This window comes from Actinotalea alkalitolerans (genome assembly GCF_023369855.1).
In the GTDB taxonomy this organism is placed as follows: domain Bacteria; phylum Actinomycetota; class Actinomycetes; order Actinomycetales; family Cellulomonadaceae; genus Actinotalea.
The window spans coordinates 139,935-156,336 of sequence record NZ_JAMBPP010000001.1 but is presented as its reverse complement, the minus strand read 5'-3'; the positions used below and the strand labels follow the sequence as shown (position 1 = coordinate 156,336).

At 72.1% G+C, this 16,402-nt stretch carries 15 protein-coding genes; 12 read left to right on the top strand and 3 right to left on the bottom strand.

All coding sequences use genetic code 11. The features are described from left to right. The first annotated feature begins 7 nt into the window (after nt 1-7). On the top strand, nt 8-703 hold the full coding sequence (locus tag M1R94_RS00735) for a TetR/AcrR family transcriptional regulator (RefSeq protein WP_249379745.1): 696 nt from the start codon (nt 8-10) through the stop codon (nt 701-703). Next, nucleotides 700-1,617, top strand: coding sequence for an alpha/beta fold hydrolase (locus tag M1R94_RS00730; RefSeq protein WP_249379744.1), 918 nt, complete (start codon nt 700-702; stop codon nt 1,615-1,617). The genes M1R94_RS00735 and M1R94_RS00730 overlap by 4 nt, the downstream gene beginning before the upstream one ends. A gap of 39 nt (nt 1,618-1,656) precedes the next feature. On the opposite strand, the gene M1R94_RS00725 is transcribed toward M1R94_RS00730, so the two are convergent. Continuing rightward, nucleotides 1,657-2,511: an aldo/keto reductase gene (locus tag M1R94_RS00725; RefSeq protein ID WP_249379743.1), complete on the bottom strand. Its 855-nt coding sequence runs from the start codon at nt 2,509-2,511 to the stop codon at nt 1,657-1,659. A 152-nt stretch (nt 2,512-2,663) separates the two neighbouring features. Here M1R94_RS00725 and M1R94_RS00720 point away from each other — a divergent pair, with 152 nt between their 5' ends. The 8 genes from M1R94_RS00720 to M1R94_RS00685 all read left to right on the top strand — a co-directional run bounded on the left by M1R94_RS00720 (nt 2,664) and on the right by M1R94_RS00685 (nt 13,251). Continuing rightward, a complete protein-coding gene (locus tag M1R94_RS00720) occupies nt 2,664-3,197 on the top strand; it encodes an O-acetyl-ADP-ribose deacetylase (protein WP_249379742.1) in 534 nt (177 codons plus the stop codon). A gap of 63 nt (nt 3,198-3,260) precedes the next feature. Continuing rightward, on the top strand, nt 3,261-4,214 hold the full coding sequence (locus tag M1R94_RS00715; RefSeq protein ID WP_249379741.1) for an ABC transporter ATP-binding protein: 954 nt from the start codon (nt 3,261-3,263) through the stop codon (nt 4,212-4,214). Next, nucleotides 4,211-5,065 (top strand): ABC transporter permease, encoded by an 855-nt coding sequence (locus M1R94_RS00710; RefSeq protein ID WP_249379740.1) that lies wholly within the window; start codon nt 4,211-4,213, stop codon nt 5,063-5,065. Before M1R94_RS00715 ends, M1R94_RS00710 begins: the two co-directional genes overlap by 4 nt. Then, a complete protein-coding gene (locus tag M1R94_RS00705; RefSeq protein WP_249379739.1) occupies nt 5,058-5,300 on the top strand; it encodes a helix-turn-helix transcriptional regulator in 243 nt (80 codons plus the stop codon). The genes M1R94_RS00710 and M1R94_RS00705 overlap by 8 nt, the downstream gene beginning before the upstream one ends. Nucleotides 5,301-5,439: 139 nt before the next feature. After that, entirely contained in the window at nt 5,440-7,362 is a 1,923-nt protein-coding gene (locus M1R94_RS00700) for a putative bifunctional diguanylate cyclase/phosphodiesterase (RefSeq protein WP_249379738.1), read from the top strand. A 119-nt stretch (nt 7,363-7,481) separates the two neighbouring features. Then, nucleotides 7,482-10,028, top strand: coding sequence for an ATP-dependent Clp protease ATP-binding subunit (locus M1R94_RS00695; RefSeq protein WP_249379737.1), 2,547 nt, complete (start codon nt 7,482-7,484; stop codon nt 10,026-10,028). A gap of 307 nt (nt 10,029-10,335) precedes the next feature. Beyond that, nucleotides 10,336-12,198, top strand: coding sequence for a putative bifunctional diguanylate cyclase/phosphodiesterase (locus tag M1R94_RS00690; RefSeq protein ID WP_249379736.1), 1,863 nt, complete (start codon nt 10,336-10,338; stop codon nt 12,196-12,198). 75 nt (nt 12,199-12,273) lie between these two features. After that, nucleotides 12,274-13,251, top strand: a complete 978-nt coding sequence (locus M1R94_RS00685) for an NAD-dependent epimerase/dehydratase family protein (RefSeq protein ID WP_249379735.1) — start codon at nt 12,274-12,276, stop codon at nt 13,249-13,251. 25 nt (nt 13,252-13,276) lie between these two features. Here the strand turns inward: M1R94_RS00685 and M1R94_RS00680 are convergent, their stop codons facing one another. Then, nucleotides 13,277-14,302: a LacI family DNA-binding transcriptional regulator gene (locus M1R94_RS00680; protein WP_249379734.1), complete on the bottom strand. Its 1,026-nt coding sequence runs from the start codon at nt 14,300-14,302 to the stop codon at nt 13,277-13,279. Between the two features lie 235 nt (nt 14,303-14,537). Between M1R94_RS00680 and M1R94_RS00675 the strand changes: the two genes are divergently transcribed. Next, on the top strand, nt 14,538-15,218 hold the full coding sequence (locus M1R94_RS00675) for a DUF624 domain-containing protein (RefSeq protein WP_249379733.1): 681 nt from the start codon (nt 14,538-14,540) through the stop codon (nt 15,216-15,218). Nucleotides 15,219-15,254: 36 nt separating this feature from the next. On the opposite strand, the gene M1R94_RS00670 is transcribed toward M1R94_RS00675, so the two are convergent. After that, on the bottom strand, nt 15,255-15,821 hold the full coding sequence (locus M1R94_RS00670; protein WP_249379732.1) for an MOSC domain-containing protein: 567 nt from the start codon (nt 15,819-15,821) through the stop codon (nt 15,255-15,257). A gap of 84 nt (nt 15,822-15,905) precedes the next feature. On the opposite strand from M1R94_RS00670, the gene M1R94_RS00665 reads away from it, so the two are divergent. Continuing rightward, nucleotides 15,906-16,376: a VOC family protein gene (locus M1R94_RS00665; protein ID WP_249379731.1), complete on the top strand. Its 471-nt coding sequence runs from the start codon at nt 15,906-15,908 to the stop codon at nt 16,374-16,376. Nucleotides 16,377-16,402: the final 26 nt, after the last annotated feature.

Sequence of the window (16,402 nt, the reverse complement as noted above, 5' to 3'; positions counted from 1 at the left end):
TCACCCGGTGACGAGCACCGGGACGAAGGGCGACCGCACGCGTGAGGCGATCCTCGCGCGGGCCGTCGACGTCGCCTGCCGGGTGGGGCTGGGCGGTCTGACCATCGGCGACCTGGCCTCCCACACCGGTCTGTCCAAGAGCGGCCTCTACGCGCACTTCGGCTCCAAGGAGGCCCTGCAGCTCGCGGTGGTCGACGCGGCGGCCCAGGAGTTCACCGCCGCCGTCGTCCTGCCTGCGCTGCGGGCACCCCGTGGTCACGAGCGCGTGCTGGCGCTGCTCGAGGCGTGGCTGGCCTGCGGACGCGAGCGGCTGCCCGGAGGCTGCCTCTTCGTCAAGGCCAGCACCGAGCTCGACGAGCAGCCCGGACCGGTCCGTGAGCACCTCGCCGAGCAGCATCGCGAGCTCGCCCGGACCATCGCCCGGATCTTCTCCAGCGGGGTCGGTGAGGGTCAGGTGCGCCCGGACGCCGACCCGACCCAGTTCGCCGTCGACCTGTACGGCGTGATGCTCGCCTACTACCACTCGCACCGGCTGCTCGCCGACCCGCGGGCGCAGGACCGTGCGCGTGCCGCGGTGGTCGCCCTGCTCGACGCGGCGCGCCCCGAGGGGCACGGCGCGCCCCCGCCCGACGGCCTCGACCCGACCTCCCGCCCCGCCCCGACCTCCCACCCGGACCCACTGCCCACCGGAGCCACCCGATGACGTTCACCCAGCCCCCGCGGGCACATCGACGCACCGACCGGCTGCGGCGTGCCGCGCAGCTCATCGGCCTGCGCGCCACCTTCCGCACCCTGGACCTGGTCGCCCCGTCGGTCGCGGCGCGCCGAGCGCTCGCGGTGTGGTGCACGTTGCCGTCCAACGCAGGGCGGCGCAAGGACTTCCGGGCGGCGGCCGGGGAGACGGTCCGGCTGCCGGTCCCGCGCGGCGGGGAGGTCGTCGCGGAGACCTGGGGCCAGGGCCCGGTGGTCTACCTGGTGCACGGCTGGGGCGGGTGGCGCGGTCAGCTCGGGGCCTTCGTCGGGCCGCTGGTCGAGGCGGGTCACCGGGTCGTCGCCTTCGACACCCCGAGCCACGGGGACTCCGACCCGGGCGCGATGGGTGCGGGCCGCGGGAACCTCATGGAGTTCCTCGAGGCCTTCGAGGTCGTGACCGACCACTTCGGCGAGGCCGAGGGCGTGGTGGCCCACTCGATGGGGTGCACGTCGTCCTCGGTCGCGATCCGGGCGGGGGTGCCGGTGCGGCGCCTGGTGCTCATCGCCCCCAACCACGACTTCGCCGACATCACCCGTGACTTCTCGCGGCTGCTGGGGTTCACCGAGCGCACCCGGTCACGGCTGCAGCAGCTCATGGAGGTGTTCTGCGAACGTCCCCTGACCGACTTCGACCTGGCGCCTCTCGGGGCCGACGGCGCGATGCCCCCGACCCTGGTGGTGCACGACCTGCGGGACAAGGAGACGCCCTTCCAGGTGGGGGCCGACCTGGCCGCCGCGTGGACGGGGGCCGAGCTGGTGACCACGGACGGCCTCGGTCACCAGCGGATCCTCACCGACGCAGCCACCATCGCGCGCACGGTGGGCCACCTGACCGGTCAGGTGGCCCACCGCTCCGGCCGCTGAGCGGCCCGCCACCGCGCAGGCGGGTCCGGTCTGCTCGCGTCAGCCCAGACGGGCCAGCTCCTCGGCCGTCAGCTCGAGCTCGCTCGCGGCGGCCGAGTCGCGCACGGACGTCGGGCGGCTCGCTCCGGGGATCGGGATGACCACGGGTGCCTTCGCGAGCTCCCAGGCCAGGCAGACCTGCTGCGGGCTGACGCCGCGCTCGGCTGCGACCTCCGCGAAGGCGGTGTGGGCGGTGCCGAGCTCACCGGCCCTGGCGATGCCGCCCAGCGGGCTCCAGGGCAGGAAGGCGATGCCGAGCTCGGCGCACAGCTCGAGCTCGGGCTCGCTGCTGCGGAAGGCGGGCGAGAACTGGTTCTGCACCGAGGCGAGGCGTCCTCCGAGGATCTCCTGGGCGAGCCGGATCTGGTCGGGGTCGGCGTTGGAGATGCCGGCCATGAGGATCTTGCCCTCGTCGAGCAGGTCCCGGACGGCGCCGACCGAGTCCTCGTAGGGGACCTCGGGGTCGGGTCGGTGGAACTGGTACAGGCCGATCGCCTCGACGTCCAGGCGCTGGAGAGAGGCCTCGCAGGCCGCCCGCAGGTAGGCCGGGTCACCCTGCTTGTACCAGGAGCCGTCGCCGGGCCGACGGTGCCCACCCTTGGTGGCCACCAGGACCCCGTGGGCGGCCGATCCCGCCTCGCGCAGGGCCTTGGCGATGAGCAGCTCGTTGTGGCCGACGTCGGCCGCGGTCAGGTGGTAGGCGTCGGCGGTGTCGATCAGGGTGACGCCAGCCTCGAGGGCCGCGTGGACGGTGGCGATCGAACGCTCCTGGTCGGGGCGGCCCTCGATGGACATCGGCATGCCGCCGAGGCCGATCGCGCCGACGGTCCGGTCGCCGATGTGACGCTGCTGCATGTTTCTCTCCTGCGGTCGGTCGGTGCTCGTATCGATTCGAGACTCACCTTCCTCCGGGAGGTGGGCGCGGCGCAACGTGAGCCAGCGACCGCACGTCCGGGACGTGGTCCGACGTGGGTGCGGCCGACGGCGGTGGGGGGCACCCTGGACGGATGCAGATCGAGGCGAGGCGCGGCGACATCACGCGCGAGCTGGTCGACGCGGTGGTCAACGCCGCCAACTCCTCCTTGCTCGGGGGAGGCGGTGTCGACGGGGCGATCCACGCCGCCGCGGGACCGGACCTCCTCGCGGCGTGCCGCGAGCTGCGCGCCACGACGCTCCCGGCAGGGCTCGGGGTCGGTGAGGCGGTCGCGACGGGTGCCGGGAGGCTCGCGGCGCACTGGGTGATCCACACCGTGGGACCGAACCGTCATGCGGGGCAGACCGACCCGGCGCTCCTCGCCTCGTGCTTCACCCGTTCGCTCGAGGTCGCGGCCGGTCTCGGTGCCCGGTCGGTGGCCTTCCCTGCGGTGAGCGCGGGCGTCTACGGCTGGGAGGTCGAGGAGGTCGCGCTGGTCGCGGTCGACGCGGTCCGTCGGTGGGGGAGCGGTGGTGCTCGGTCCGAGGCGGTGGGCCTGGTGCGCTTCGTGCTGTTCAGCGATCGGTCACTCGAGGCTTTCGAGGTCGCGCTGCGTGCGGACCGTTGACCCTTTCGTACGTCTGGTAGTACAACTGCTATCGAACATCGTCTACCTACCATGAGGTGCGTCATGACCGATGACCGCGAGGATCGTCCGGTGATCGACGTCCAGGACCTCCGCATGCGATACCGCACCACGGACGTGCTCACCGGCGTGGACCTGCAGGTCCGGCGCGGCGAGGTGGTCACCCTGCTCGGTCCCAACGGTGCCGGGAAGACGACCACCATCGAGATCCTCGAGGGCTTCCGCGCCCGCTCGGGAGGGCGGGTCGAGGTGCTGGGCGTCGACCCGGCGGCCGCGGGCGAGGACTGGCGGGCACGGATCGGCATCGTCCTGCAGTCGTGGCGCGACCACGGCCGCTGGCGGGTCCGTGAGCTGCTCGACCACCTCGGCCGGTACTACCTCCCCTACGCCGAACCCGGGCGGCAGCGGCCACGCCCCACCGACGAGCTCATGGCCCTCGTCGGTCTCACCGACCACGCGCAGCAGAAGATCTCGACCCTCTCGGGCGGTCAACGGCGTCGGCTGGACGTGGCGATCGGCATCGTCGGGCGACCCGAGCTGCTCTTCCTCGACGAGCCGACCGCAGGGTTCGACCCCGAGGCGCGGCGCGAGTTCCACGACATCGTGCACAGCCTGGTCGACCTCGAGGACACCACCATCCTGCTCACCACCCACGACCTCGACGAGGCCGAGAAGCTCGCCGACCGGATCCTCATCCTGGCCGGCGGGCGCATCGTGGCCGACGGCAGCGCCGACGCGCTCGCCCAGGCCGCGGCGGGACGCTCCGAGGTCAGGTGGACCCTGGACGGCCAGCGCTTCGTCCATGCCGCGCAGGACGCGACGGCCTTCACGCGTGAGCTCTTCGCCCAGCACGGCGAGGGGATCCGTGACCTCGAGGTGCGCCGCACGACGCTCGAGGAGAGCTACATGGCACTCGTCACCCGGCACGAGCATCCGGACCAGGGCGAGGACACCCCCGCCCAGGAACGCCCCGTCGAGACCGGGAGGACCCGTCGATGAACCTGACCCTGCATGCGGTCCGCGTCGGCGTCTCGCGCGGCTGGACCGAGTTCAGGCTGAGCCTGCGCAGCCCCGAGGACCTCACGTTCTACCTGGTGTGGGGCCTCGGGGTCCTCGTCTACGTCTACCTCAACCGCAACACCGAGCTCGAGGGCACCACGCTGACCTTCCCCGTGCTCGCGCTCCCCGGCCTGCTCGCCGCGATGGTCATCTTCGGTGCGGTCGTCGGACCGGCCTTCGCGCTGGTGATCGAACGTGAGGACGGGACGCTGCTGCGGGCCAAGGCGGCCCCTCGCGGAACCATCGGGTACGTCACCGGCCAGGTGGTGCTCCAGTCCCTGGGGGTGCTGCCGATGCTGCTGATCCTCCTCGTCCCGAGCTTCTTCCTGTTCGAGGACCTCATGCACCGCGGCGCCACGGGATGGCTCGCCCTCGCCGGGTTCCTGCTGCTCGGGCTCGTCGCGGGCATCCCGCTCGGCATGGTCATCGGGTCGCTGGCACGCAAGCCCAGCCACGTGAGCACCTGGGGGCTGTTCCCGGTGCTCGGCATGGCTGCGATCTCGGGGATCTTCACCCCGCTGAGCGCGCTGTGGGGCTGGGTGCAGGGGATCGCCCAGGTGCTGCCGATGTACTGGCTCGGCGTCGGGATGCGCTGGGCCTTCCTGCCCGACGAGGCCGCCGTCCTCGAGGTGGGCGGGCGGTGGCGGGTCGTCGAGGCACTCGTCGTCCTGGGTGCGTGGGCCGCGGTCGGCCTGCTCGTGGCACCCGTCGTCCTGCGCCGGATGGCGCGCCGCGAGTCCGGTTCTCTCGTCGAGGCCCGCCGCGAGGAACGGATGCAGCGCATTGGATGAGGGCCCGTCGCGCAGCGAGGTCGTGCACAACCGGATCGCGATGCTCCGGGCCGAGCGCGGCATCACCCGCCGGCAGCTCGCCGAGGCCCTCGAGGTCCACTACCAGACCGTCGGCTACCTCGAACGGGGTGAGTACAGCCCGAGCCTGCACCTGGCGCTACGGATCGCCGAGCACTTCGAGGTGCCGGTCGAGGTGGTGTTCTCGACCCGGCCGTTCCCGCGGATCGGCAGCTGAGGGCGGGCGGAGCCCGAGCGGCGGGTCCCGCGCGGCGAGCCGCGGTTCTTCACCCCCGCGAGCAGAGGCGTGCCCGGTAGTCTGCGCATGAAGTGGTAGGTGGCGAGGGCGACAACGCTCGCGCCGGACGGGACCCTTCATGGCCGGCCAGGAGAGCGCACCGACCCCAGAGGCGGCTGCGCGGTCTGAGCAGGACGGTCGCCCCGCTCCCGGACCCATCGGTGCCGAGGTGGATGTCATCGCCGAGCTGCGCGCCCGGGTCCGGCAGCAGGAGGCGGTGGCCGAGCTCGGCCAGCTCGCGATGGGCACCACCGACATGTGTGAGCTGCTCCCCCGGGTGGCGCACGTGGTCCGCCACACCCTGCGTGCCTCGCGGGTCGGGGTGCTCGAGCTCCAGGCGGACGGGCTGCTGGACCGCACGGCCGATCCCCCGGTGGTGCTGGGCTTCGACCTGATCCGCGGGACGACCCTCGAGACCGCGCTCGCCACGGGTCGCCCCGCCCACGTCCACGACTACGACCTGCTCGACGCGACCGAGATGCCGCCGTTGCGAGCGATCAACGACGTCGCGAGTGCCGTGAGCGTCCCGATCGACGGCCGGGACGGCCTCTGGGGGATCCTCGTGGTCAGCCACCGGGAGGCCGGGGGCATCGGCACCCAGGAGCTGCTCTTCCTCCAGCAGGTCACCCACCTGGTGGGCAGCGCGGTCGAGCGCTCCCGGTCCGACGCGCGGATCCGTCACCAGGCGCTGCACGACGCACTGACCGGTCTGCCCAACCGGGTGCTGCTGCGTCGTCAGGTCGACGGGGCGCTGAGCCAACGGCCGCCGGTCTCGTGCGCGGTCCTGATGCTCGACCTGGACGGGTTCAAGGACGTCAACGACGCCCTGGGTCATGCCGTGGGCGACCAGGTGCTGGTGAGCGTCGCCGTCCGGCTCGAGGCGATCGTCGGGACGACCGGGGTGCTCGCCCGCCTGGGTGGCGACGAGTTCGCGGTGCTGCAGCACGCCGCGACCTGGGAGTCGGCCGCCGACCTGGCCCGGCAGGTGCGGTCCGCCTTCGCGCACCCCTTCCGGGTGGGCGACCTGACCATCCCGCTGTCCGCGAGCGTCGGCATCGCGCTGAGCCCCGAGCACGGCGACGACACCTCGACCCTCCTGCGGCGGGCCGACGTCGCGATGTACCGCGCCAAGGTGACGCGGGCGGGCTGGGCGGGCTACGACCACGACCTGGACCGGGCGCAGACCGAGCGGCTGACCGTGATCGGCGAGCTGCGCCGAGCGGTGACCGTCGAGCACGGCGGGGACCCCACCCCCGAGCGGCCGAGCGGCGACGGTCACCTCACCCTGCACTTCCAGCCGGTCGTGGACCTGCGGACCGGTGAGCCCTGGGGGACCGAGGCCCTGGTGCGGTGGCAGCACCCCCGTCGCGGACTGGTGCCTCCGCTGGACTTCATCGGCCTCGCCGAGCAGAGCCGGGTCATCGGTCCGCTGACCGTGCGGGTGATCGACGAGGCGCTCCGCCTGACCGGCGACTGGGCCGAGGCCGGCCTGCGGACGGGCCCGGTGGCGGTCAACGTCAGCATGCACTGCCTCTCGGACGCGGCGACCTTCGCGACGATCCGTCACCGGCTGCTCGAGGCCCGGGACCGTCTGGTCGTCGAGGTCACCGAGTCCAGCCTGGCCGACTCGGCGGCCCGTGCGGCCCTGCGCGACCTCGCGGCCGAGGGTGTCGTGTGCGCGATCGACGACTTCGGCACCGGCTACTCCTCGCTGGTCCACCTGCGCGACCTGCCGGTGCGCACCCTGAAGGTGGACCGGACCTTCGTGCGGGACCTCGCGACCTCGTCCCGCGACCGAGCGATCGTGCGGGCGGTGGTCGACCTGGCCGAGGCGATGGGTCTCGGGGTCGTGGCCGAGGGCATCGAGACCCCCGAGGTCGCCGCGATCCTGGTGGACCTGGGTGTCGAGCGCGGCCAGGGCTTCTGGTGGGCGCGGCCGATGCCGGCGGGCGAGATGGTCACCTGGTGGTCGGGACGTGCACGCGCCGCGCGGAGCAGGTGAGCCGCGGATCACGCCTGCGGCGAACACGGGCAGTGCGGGGCCCGACCCACGGTTAGCCTTGCAGACACGACGTCCAGACCCTGGAGCTTCCGGGGACACGCCGCCCGCAAGGAGCGCTGATGTTCGAGAGATTCACTGACCGGGCCCGCCGGGTGGTCGTCCTCGCCCAAGAAGAGGCGCGGATGCTCAACCACAACTACATCGGGACCGAGCACATCCTGCTCGGGCTCATCCACGAGGGCGAGGGCGTGGCCGCCAAGGCCCTCGAGTCGCTCGGCATCTCGCTGGACGCCGTCCGCTCCCAGGTGCAGGAGATCATCGGCGAGGGCCAGCAGGCCCCCTCGGGTCACATCCCCTTCACCCCCCGCGCCAAGAAGGTGCTCGAGCTCTCGCTGCGCGAGGCGCTCCAGCTGGGTCACAACTACATCGGGACCGAGCACATCCTGCTCGGGCTGATCCGCGAGGGCGAGGGTGTCGCCGCGCAGGTGCTCAACAAGCTCGGGGCGGACCTCAACCGGGTGCGTCAGCAGGTCATCCAGCTGCTCTCGGGCTACCAGGGCAAGGAGCCCGTGGCCGCGGGCGGCCCCGCCGAGGGCCAGCCCTCGGGCTCGGCCGTGCTCGACCAGTTCGGCCGCAACCTCACCCAGGCCGCCCGCGAGGGCAAGCTCGACCCGGTGATCGGCCGCGCCAAGGAGATCGAGCGCGTGATGCAGGTGCTCTCGCGTCGCACCAAGAACAACCCGGTGCTGATCGGGGAGCCCGGCGTCGGCAAGACGGCCGTCGTCGAGGGGCTCGCCCAGGACATCGTGCGCGGGGACGTGCCCGAGACCCTCAAGGACAAGCAGCTCTACACGCTCGACCTGGGCGCTCTGGTGGCCGGTTCGCGCTACCGCGGTGACTTCGAGGAGCGCCTGAAGAAGGTGCTCAAGGAGATCCGCACCCGCGGCGACATCATCCTGTTCATCGACGAGATCCACACCCTGGTCGGTGCGGGGGCCGCCGAGGGCGCGATCGACGCCGCGAGCATCCTCAAGCCGATGCTGGCCCGCGGTGAGCTGCAGACCATCGGTGCGACCACCCTCGAGGAGTACCGCAAGCACGTCGAGAAGGACGCGGCACTCGAACGGCGCTTCCAGCCGATCCAGGTCGCCGAGCCGAACCTGACGCACGCCATCGAGATCCTCAAGGGCCTGCGGGACCGTTACGAGGCGCACCACCGCGTGTCCATCACCGACAGCGCGCTGGTCGCGGCCGCCACCCTGGCCGACCGGTACGTCAACGACCGGTTCCTGCCGGACAAGGCGATCGACCTGATCGACGAGGCCGGTGCCCGCCTGCGGATCCGCCGGATGACCGCCCCGCCCGAGCTGCGTGACCTGGACGAGCAGATCGCCGAGGCGCGCCGCGACAAGGAGTCGGCGATCGACGAGCAGGACTTCGAGAAGGCGGCGCGTCTGCGCGACGTCGAGAAGCAGCTCGGCATCCAGCGCGCCGACAAGGAGAAGGCCTGGAAGTCCGGGGACCTGGACACCGTGGCCGAGGTCGACGAGGAGCTCATCGCCGAGGTGCTGGCGATGTCCACCGGCATCCCGGTGTTCAAGCTCACCGAGGAGGAGTCCAGCCGGCTGCTCCACATGGAGGACGAGCTGCACAAGCGAGTCGTCGGCCAGGAAGCGGCCATCAAGGCGCTCTCCCAGGCGATCCGCCGCACGCGGGCCGGGCTCAAGGACCCCAAGCGTCCCGGTGGCTCGTTCATCTTCGCGGGCCCCACGGGCGTCGGGAAGACCGAGCTCGCCAAGGCACTCGCGGAGTTCCTCTTCGGCGACGAGGACGCGCTCATCCAGCTCGACATGAGCGAGTTCTCCGAGAAGCACACCGTCTCGCGGCTGTTCGGCTCGCCCCCCGGCTACGTCGGGTACGACGAGGGCGGTCAGCTCACCGAGAAGGTGCGTCGCCGTCCGTTCTCGGTGGTGCTGTTCGACGAGGTCGAGAAGGCGCACGCGGACATCTTCAACTCGCTGCTGCAGATCCTCGAGGACGGTCGCCTGACCGACTCGCAGGGCCGCGTCGTCGACTTCAAGAACACCGTGATCATCATGACCACGAACCTCGGTACGCGGGACATCGCCAAGGGCCTGCAGACCGGCTTCCAGGCTGGTGGCGACCTGTCGACGTCCTACGAGCGGATGAAGGCGAAGGTGGGGGACGAGCTCAAGCAGCACTTCCGCCCCGAGTTCCTCAACCGTGTCGACGACGTCGTGGTGTTCCCGCAGCTGTCGCAGGACGAGATCATCAAGATCGTCGACCTGATGATCGCCAAGCTCGTGGGGCGCCTGAAGGACAAGGACATGAACATGGAGCTCACGGTTGCGGCCAAGCAGCTCCTGGCCGAGAAGGGCTACGACCCCGTGCTGGGGGCACGGCCGTTGCGCCGCGCGATCCAGCGTGAGATCGAGGACCAGCTCTCGGAGAAGATCCTCTTCGGCGAGCTGCGCCCGGGTCAGACCGTCGTGGTCGACGCCCAGGGCGAGGGGCTCCTCGGGGAGTTCATCTTCCGGGGCATCGGCAAGGAGGTCGCCGCCGACGGCGGCGCCGAGCCGGTGGGCGTCGCGGTCTCGGCCATGCCGCCGCTGACCACCACCGACGAGGGCGCCACGAAGGACTGACCAGACCGGCCGACGCATCGGTCGCAGCAGCAAGGGGAAGGCCCTCGCCCGACGAACACGTCAGGCGGGGGCCTCCCTCATGCGCCCGCCTCCCCCCGGACCAGCGTGAGGTCGCACATCCGCAGCGAGGTCGCACGATCACCGGTGCGTTCTCGATGGAGATGTGCGACCTTGCGCATGGAGGGGGTGCGGGCAGCGGCGCCGGCCTCGGTGGGGCGCAGCGGGGAACGGGTGGCGAACCGTCGGTGAACAGCGAGGTCAGGGCCTCGTCCGGCGGTCCCGGTGTGACGATGGCACAGACGTGATCATGTCTCCCACGCCACGCTGGATCGATCTCGACGACGAGGGAGGCCTCTCCCTGCGTTCCCTCGCCGACCCGGCGGTCATGGTCGATGCGGACGTGACCTGCGAGGCGGTCGACCGCGACCTGAGAACCCGGTGGAGCGCGACGTCCGTGCTGGTCCGCGGGCGGAGCCCGAGCCGGCCCCTGGGCATCATCGGGCGCGACGAGTTCATGGACACGATGACCGGCCAGTACGGCTACGGCCGCGCCCTGTGGAACAAGCGGACGATCGCCTCGGTCGCTGACTGGGCGCCGCGGACCATCACCGAGGACGCCGCCCTGACCGAGGCGGCGGCGATGCTCACCTCAGGCACTCGCAAGGAGAACTACCAGGACCTCGTCGTCCTCGACGCCGACGGCCAGGCCGTGGGGATCCTGCGGCCGACAGCGGTGATGGAGGCGCTGGCCGACAGGTTCGCCCGTCACGCCATGCGTGACCAGCTCACCGGCCTGGGCAACCGGGCGTCCTTCCTCGCGAGCCTGAAGGCCCTGTGCGCCTCGGCTCGCGCCGACGGGCACGGCGTGCTGGTGGCGTACATCGACCTGGACCGGCTCAAGGAGATCAACGACACCCGTGGTCACCTGGTGGGCGACGGCCTGCTCCGGGCGGTCGGGCGTGAGCTCACCAGCCGGCTCGCGCCGGGGGAGGTCGTGGGCCGGCTCGGCGGTGACGAGTTCGCGGTCGCGCGACCGGGCCGGCAGGCCGACGACGGCGATGCGTCGCTGGCCCAGCAGGGGCAGGTGCTGGGCGAGACCGTGAGAGCGGCGATCGCCGCCGCGGGGCACCCCTGCGCCAGCCCGGCGAGCATCGGTGTCGCGGTCACCGCGACGCTGCTCGAGGGCGAGGAGCTGGTGCGCTGCGCGGACCAGGCGATGTACACCGCGAAGCGAGCCGGAGGCGACCGGGTTCACCTGGTCGAGGTGACCCAGCCCGCGCGGGGCGCCACGGCGGGCGGCGGCGTCGAGGGCTTCGTGCTCGGGGTCGACCGTGACGGCCTGGTCCAGGTGCTGCCGATCTCGGGGCGCCTCGAGGTGCACTTCCAGCCGATCGTCGACGTGGTGCGGGGGACGACGACGGGTGTCGAGGCGCTGCTTCGGCACCGGGACGGGGGAGTCGTGCACGGTCCCGGGAGTCCGCTGACGCTCGCCGACCAGATCGGGATGAGCCTCGAGCTGGACCTGTGGGTGCTGGGGCAGGCCGCACGTAGCTTCGTCGGGCTTCGGCGCGAGCTGCTCGACGAGTCTCCGAGCATCCTGGACGTCAACCTGTGCAGGGCCGCCCTGGCCGCCCCCGACCTCGCCGCCCGCGTTCTCGGTGTGGTCCGGCGGACCGGGCTCGCATACTCGTGCCTGCGCCTCGAGCTGCCCGAGACGGCCACCATCGACGAGCTCCGCGTGGCGCGCCCCCAGCTCGACGTGCTGCGCGCCGCAGGTGTCCTGCTCACCCTCGACGACTTCGGTAGCGCGTTGACCAGCGTGCAGCACCTGTCGGTGGTCGGGCTGGACGGGATCAAGATCGACAGGTGGCTCGTCGAGGGAGTCGTGCAGGATCCGACGTGCGCGGTGATGGTCCGTGCGATGGTCGAGGTCGCGGCCGCCCTCGGCGTCCCGGTCACCGCCGAGGGCGTCGAGGACCGCGCACAGCTCGACGTCGTCAGGGCCCTCGGGGTCGACGACGTCCAGGGCTTCCTGATCGCTCGTCCGATGCCCGCCGAGGACCTCAGGACCTGGCTCCGGTCACCGCTTCCCTGGCCGCTGGCGACCGAGCCCGCTCCGGTCGCGGTCGCGGCACCGACCATCCTCTGGGACCCGGTCGGCCTGAGCTGAGGACCGTAGACGGCAGGTCGTCCGCCCTGGGCGGACGCGCTCGACAGGGGGTCGCCCGCCGACGAGGCTGGCGTGATGAAGATCGTGACCCTGGGGTCCAGCGGGTTCCTGAGCGGTGAGGTGGTGCGCTCGGCGCTCCGGCGGGGCCACCAGGTCGTGGCGGTCTCCCGCGGGCATGGAGCTCCTGCGCCCACGGGAGCGGTCGAGGTGCACGCCGACCGTGACGACCCCGACGCGCTCGCCCGGGTCCTCTCCGGGTCCGCGCCGGACGCGGTGGTCGACGTGTGCGGGTACACCGTCGCCGGGGCTCAGGCTGCGGCGGGCATCCTGGGCGATGTCGGTGCGTACGCCTACGTGAGCAGCGTCAGCGCCTACCGGGCATGGCCCCCGGGACCGGTGCGCGGCGAGGGCGACCCGCTCTTCACCCCGCAGGACGACCTGACCTCGTACGGCCCGATGAAGGCCGAGAGCGAACGGGTGCTGGGACGGGTGCTGGGGGACAGGTTGTGGACGGTCCGACCCGGGTTGATCATCGGTCCGGGGGACACCACCCGCCGGATGACGTCGTGGTTGCACCGGATCGCGACCCGCGAGCAGGTCGCCGTGCCCGGCACCCTTGACCAGCCGATGGCCTTCGTCGACGTCCGGGACCTTGCCGAGCTGCTGGTCACCGGGGTCGAGCAGGGGTGGTCGGGTCCGGTGACCGCGACCGGTCCGGTGGGGATGACCACCTTCGGCGGCCTCCTGGAGGCGTGCCGCGAAGCGGTCGCGTCGACCGGCGGCACGCCCGGGACACTCGTGCCGATCGCCGAGGACAGGCTGCTCGCCGCGGGTGTCGAGCCCTGGCGTGACCTGCCGTTCTGGCTCCCGCACGAGGTCGCCCGCACGGCCTGGGACGTCGACACGACCCTGGCGCGGTCGCTGGGCCTGGCCGTCCGGCCCGTGCAGGACTCGGTGACCGACACGTGGCGATGGGTGCAGCAGAGGGGGCTGGATCATCCGGAGCTCGACCCGAGGCTCGAGCCCTCGGCGCTGTCGGCGGCGGCGCGGTAGTCCCGGCGGTCGCCAGGGGTTCCGGTCAGCCGGTGGGGGGCGGTGCGGTGCTCTCGCGCACGACGAGCTCGGTGGCCAGGTCGATCCGCAGGTTGGCCGGCGTCTCGCCCATGGCCAGGCTGAGCACCATCCGAGCGGCGGTCGCGGCCATCTCCAGGAGCGGCTGGCGGACGGTGGTCAGGGCGGGGCCGATCCACTCGGACACGGGCAGGTCGTCGTACCCGACCACCGAGAGGTCCTCGGGGACGCGCAGGCCGAGCTCGCGGGCGGCGCGCAGCACGCCCAGGGCCTGGAAGTCGCTGCCCGCGAAGATCGCGGTGGGGCGGTCGGGAGCCGACAGGAGGTCCAGGCCGTGGTGGTACCCGCCCCCGACGAAGAAGTCCCCGTACCGGATCAGCCCGGTGTCGACGCCGACGCCGGCCTCGTCCAGCGCGCTGCGGTACCCGTCGATGCGGGCGCGGCTGCACATCACGTCAGGCGGACCGGAGATGACCGCCACCCTGCGGTGACCCAGGCCCAGCAGGTGACGGGTGGCCACCAGGCCCCCGTTCCAGTTCGCCGAGCCGACCGTGGGTACGCCCGGTGGCTGCTCGCCCGCGGTGTCGACCACCACGAAGGGGATCGACCGGGTCTCGAGCTGGCGACGCTGCTCGGCGCCGAGGTCGGAGAGCACCAGGATCATGCCCAGGGGGCGGCGCGCGAGCACGTCGTCGAGCCACTCCTGGCGGGGGCGGTGTGCCCCGCCCAGCTCGGAGAGCACGACCCCGACCCGCGCCGGGCCGGCGACGGCCTCGACCCCACGGATGATCTCGACGGCCCAGGGGGCGCCGAACTCGTGGAAGACGAGCTCGACGAGCCGGGGTGTCGAGGTGCTGCGACCGGTGCCGCCGCGGCGTCGGTAGCCGTGCCTCAGGATCGTCTGCTCGACCAGCGCCCGGGTCGAGGGGGCCACGTCGGGGCGGCCGTTGAGCACCTTGGACACGGTGGGCACCGAGACGCCGGCGTCCGCGGCGATGGCGGCGATCGTCGGGCGGGCGGTGTCTGTCCTCATGATCACCTCTGGTCGAGGGCTGGTGCAGGGTCGCATCGAGCGATCGCAACTCTCACTCGCGACGCTAGCAGGCAGGCGAAACTTTCAGAACGTCCATCCGGGGTGCGCCAGTCACCGCAGTCGGGAGGAGGCGGGTGCAGGTCGACGGGGGTGAGATCCTGGCGCTGCACGCGACGGGCGTCGTCGTGCTGCACCGCACCCGACCGGTGCGCGGGACCCACCGGTGGGAGAAGCAGTGAGCACATCACGGCAGGAGTTCGGCGCGGGGCCCCTGCCCCGGGTGGCGAACGTGGTGATGTGGTTCCTGGTCGTGGAGGGGCTCCTGGTCCTGACCCTCGCGCCGGGCCTGGCGCTGGCCCTCGTGCTCACCCCCGACGCCACGAACCTGCCGCTGTTCGCCCTCGCGGCCTTGCCTGTCGGGCCGGCGCTGGCCGCCGCCTTCTTCACCTGGCGCCGGTTCCACGAGGAGCGTGACACCTCCCCGGCCCAGCACTTCGCCCGCGGGTACCGGATCAACCTCGGTGACTCCCTGCGCGTGTGGGTGCCGGCGGTGGTGGTGCTCCTGGTGCTGACGATGAACCTCGCCAGCCAGGACGCCACGGGGATCGGCAGGCCGGTCGCGGTGCTCTACGCGGTCATGTCGGTGGTGGTCCTGGTGCTGGCACTGCGGATGCTCGCGATCACCGCGACCTTTGCGTTCCGCTGGCGTGACGTGGCCCGCATCACGGTGCTCAGCCTCGGTGCCCGGCCGCTGCCGACCCTCGGGCTGCTGTCCTACGTGGTGCTTGTCGTCGGTCTGACCGTGGTGACCTTCGACGCCGTCGTCGTCATGCTCGCCTCGCTGCTCACCTACGGCGTGCTGCGCAACGAGCTCTCGGTGCTGGGCATGGTCCGACGGCGGTTCGTGGCGCCCTGAGGGTGCGTCCACCCCGAGCTGCGCCGCGCAAGCCCGTCAGACGGGTTGCATCGGCACGTGCGGCCCCTCGGGCAGCTCGATGCTGATGCCGTCCCCGGCGCGGACCACGCCGCCGGCCACCACGACCGACATCACCCCGGCCTTGCGGACGACGGTGCCGTCACCCGCGCGGGCGGTCAGCTGCCGCATCAGGCCGCGCTCCAGGGTGTCGATCAGACGGCAGGGGCTGCGCAGGCCGGTCAGGCGCACCGCGGCATCCGGGCCCAGGCGCAGCACGGTGCCGGTGGGCAGGTCGAGGAGGGTCACGTCACGGGTCGTGATGTTCTCGCCGAGCAGGCCCGGCGCCAGGGAGTAGCCCTCCTCGGCAACCTCCGCGAAGACCTCCTCGTGCAGCAGGTGCACCTGGCGCAGGTTGGGGGCGTGCGGGTCGCGAGCGACCTGGAACCGGTGCTTGACGGTGGGACCCGCGTGCGCGTCGCCCTCGATGCCCCACCCCTCGATCAGGGTGACGCTGTCGACGGTGGGCTTGCTGAAGCGGTGGGTGTCGTCTCGGCTGACCGCGATGACACGGGCCTGCCGCGTCGGGAGGGTGTCGGTGACCACAGGGAGACGCTAGCCGGGACTCGCCGCAGCCCGGGAGAGAGGCCCCTTGACGTTGACGCGACGTCAACGTGCACGGTGGTTGTCATGACCAAGGAACCCACTCCCGCGATCGACCGTTCGATCTACCCGATGCCGATGTTCGTCAACCTCGTCGTCCGTGATCTCGAGGCGACCGAGCGCCTCTACGCACTGGCGGGCTTCGTGAAGCTCGCCACGATCCCCGGCCCGGACGGGCCGGTGCTGCTCCACCTGCGGCGGATGAGGCATCAGGACCTCCTCGTCACGCAGGGCGAGCCGACCTCCGGATCAGCCACGACCTCGTTCGCGTCTGGGGAGGCGGACCTGGCCGCGGTCGCCGCAGCGCTCCGTGGGGCGGGTGCGGCGGTCGACGGTCCGACGGACACCCCGTGGTTCACGACCGACGTGCGTCTCACCGACCCTGACGGCAACACGATCGTCCTGACCGCACCGCGGATGGCCGACCAGGAGCAGGCCCGCGCCTGGGTGGAAGGGGGAGGGGTCGAGGGCGACTTCGTCGTGGACCCGACGGCCTAAACTGGACTCATTCCAGTCTGGCTGCC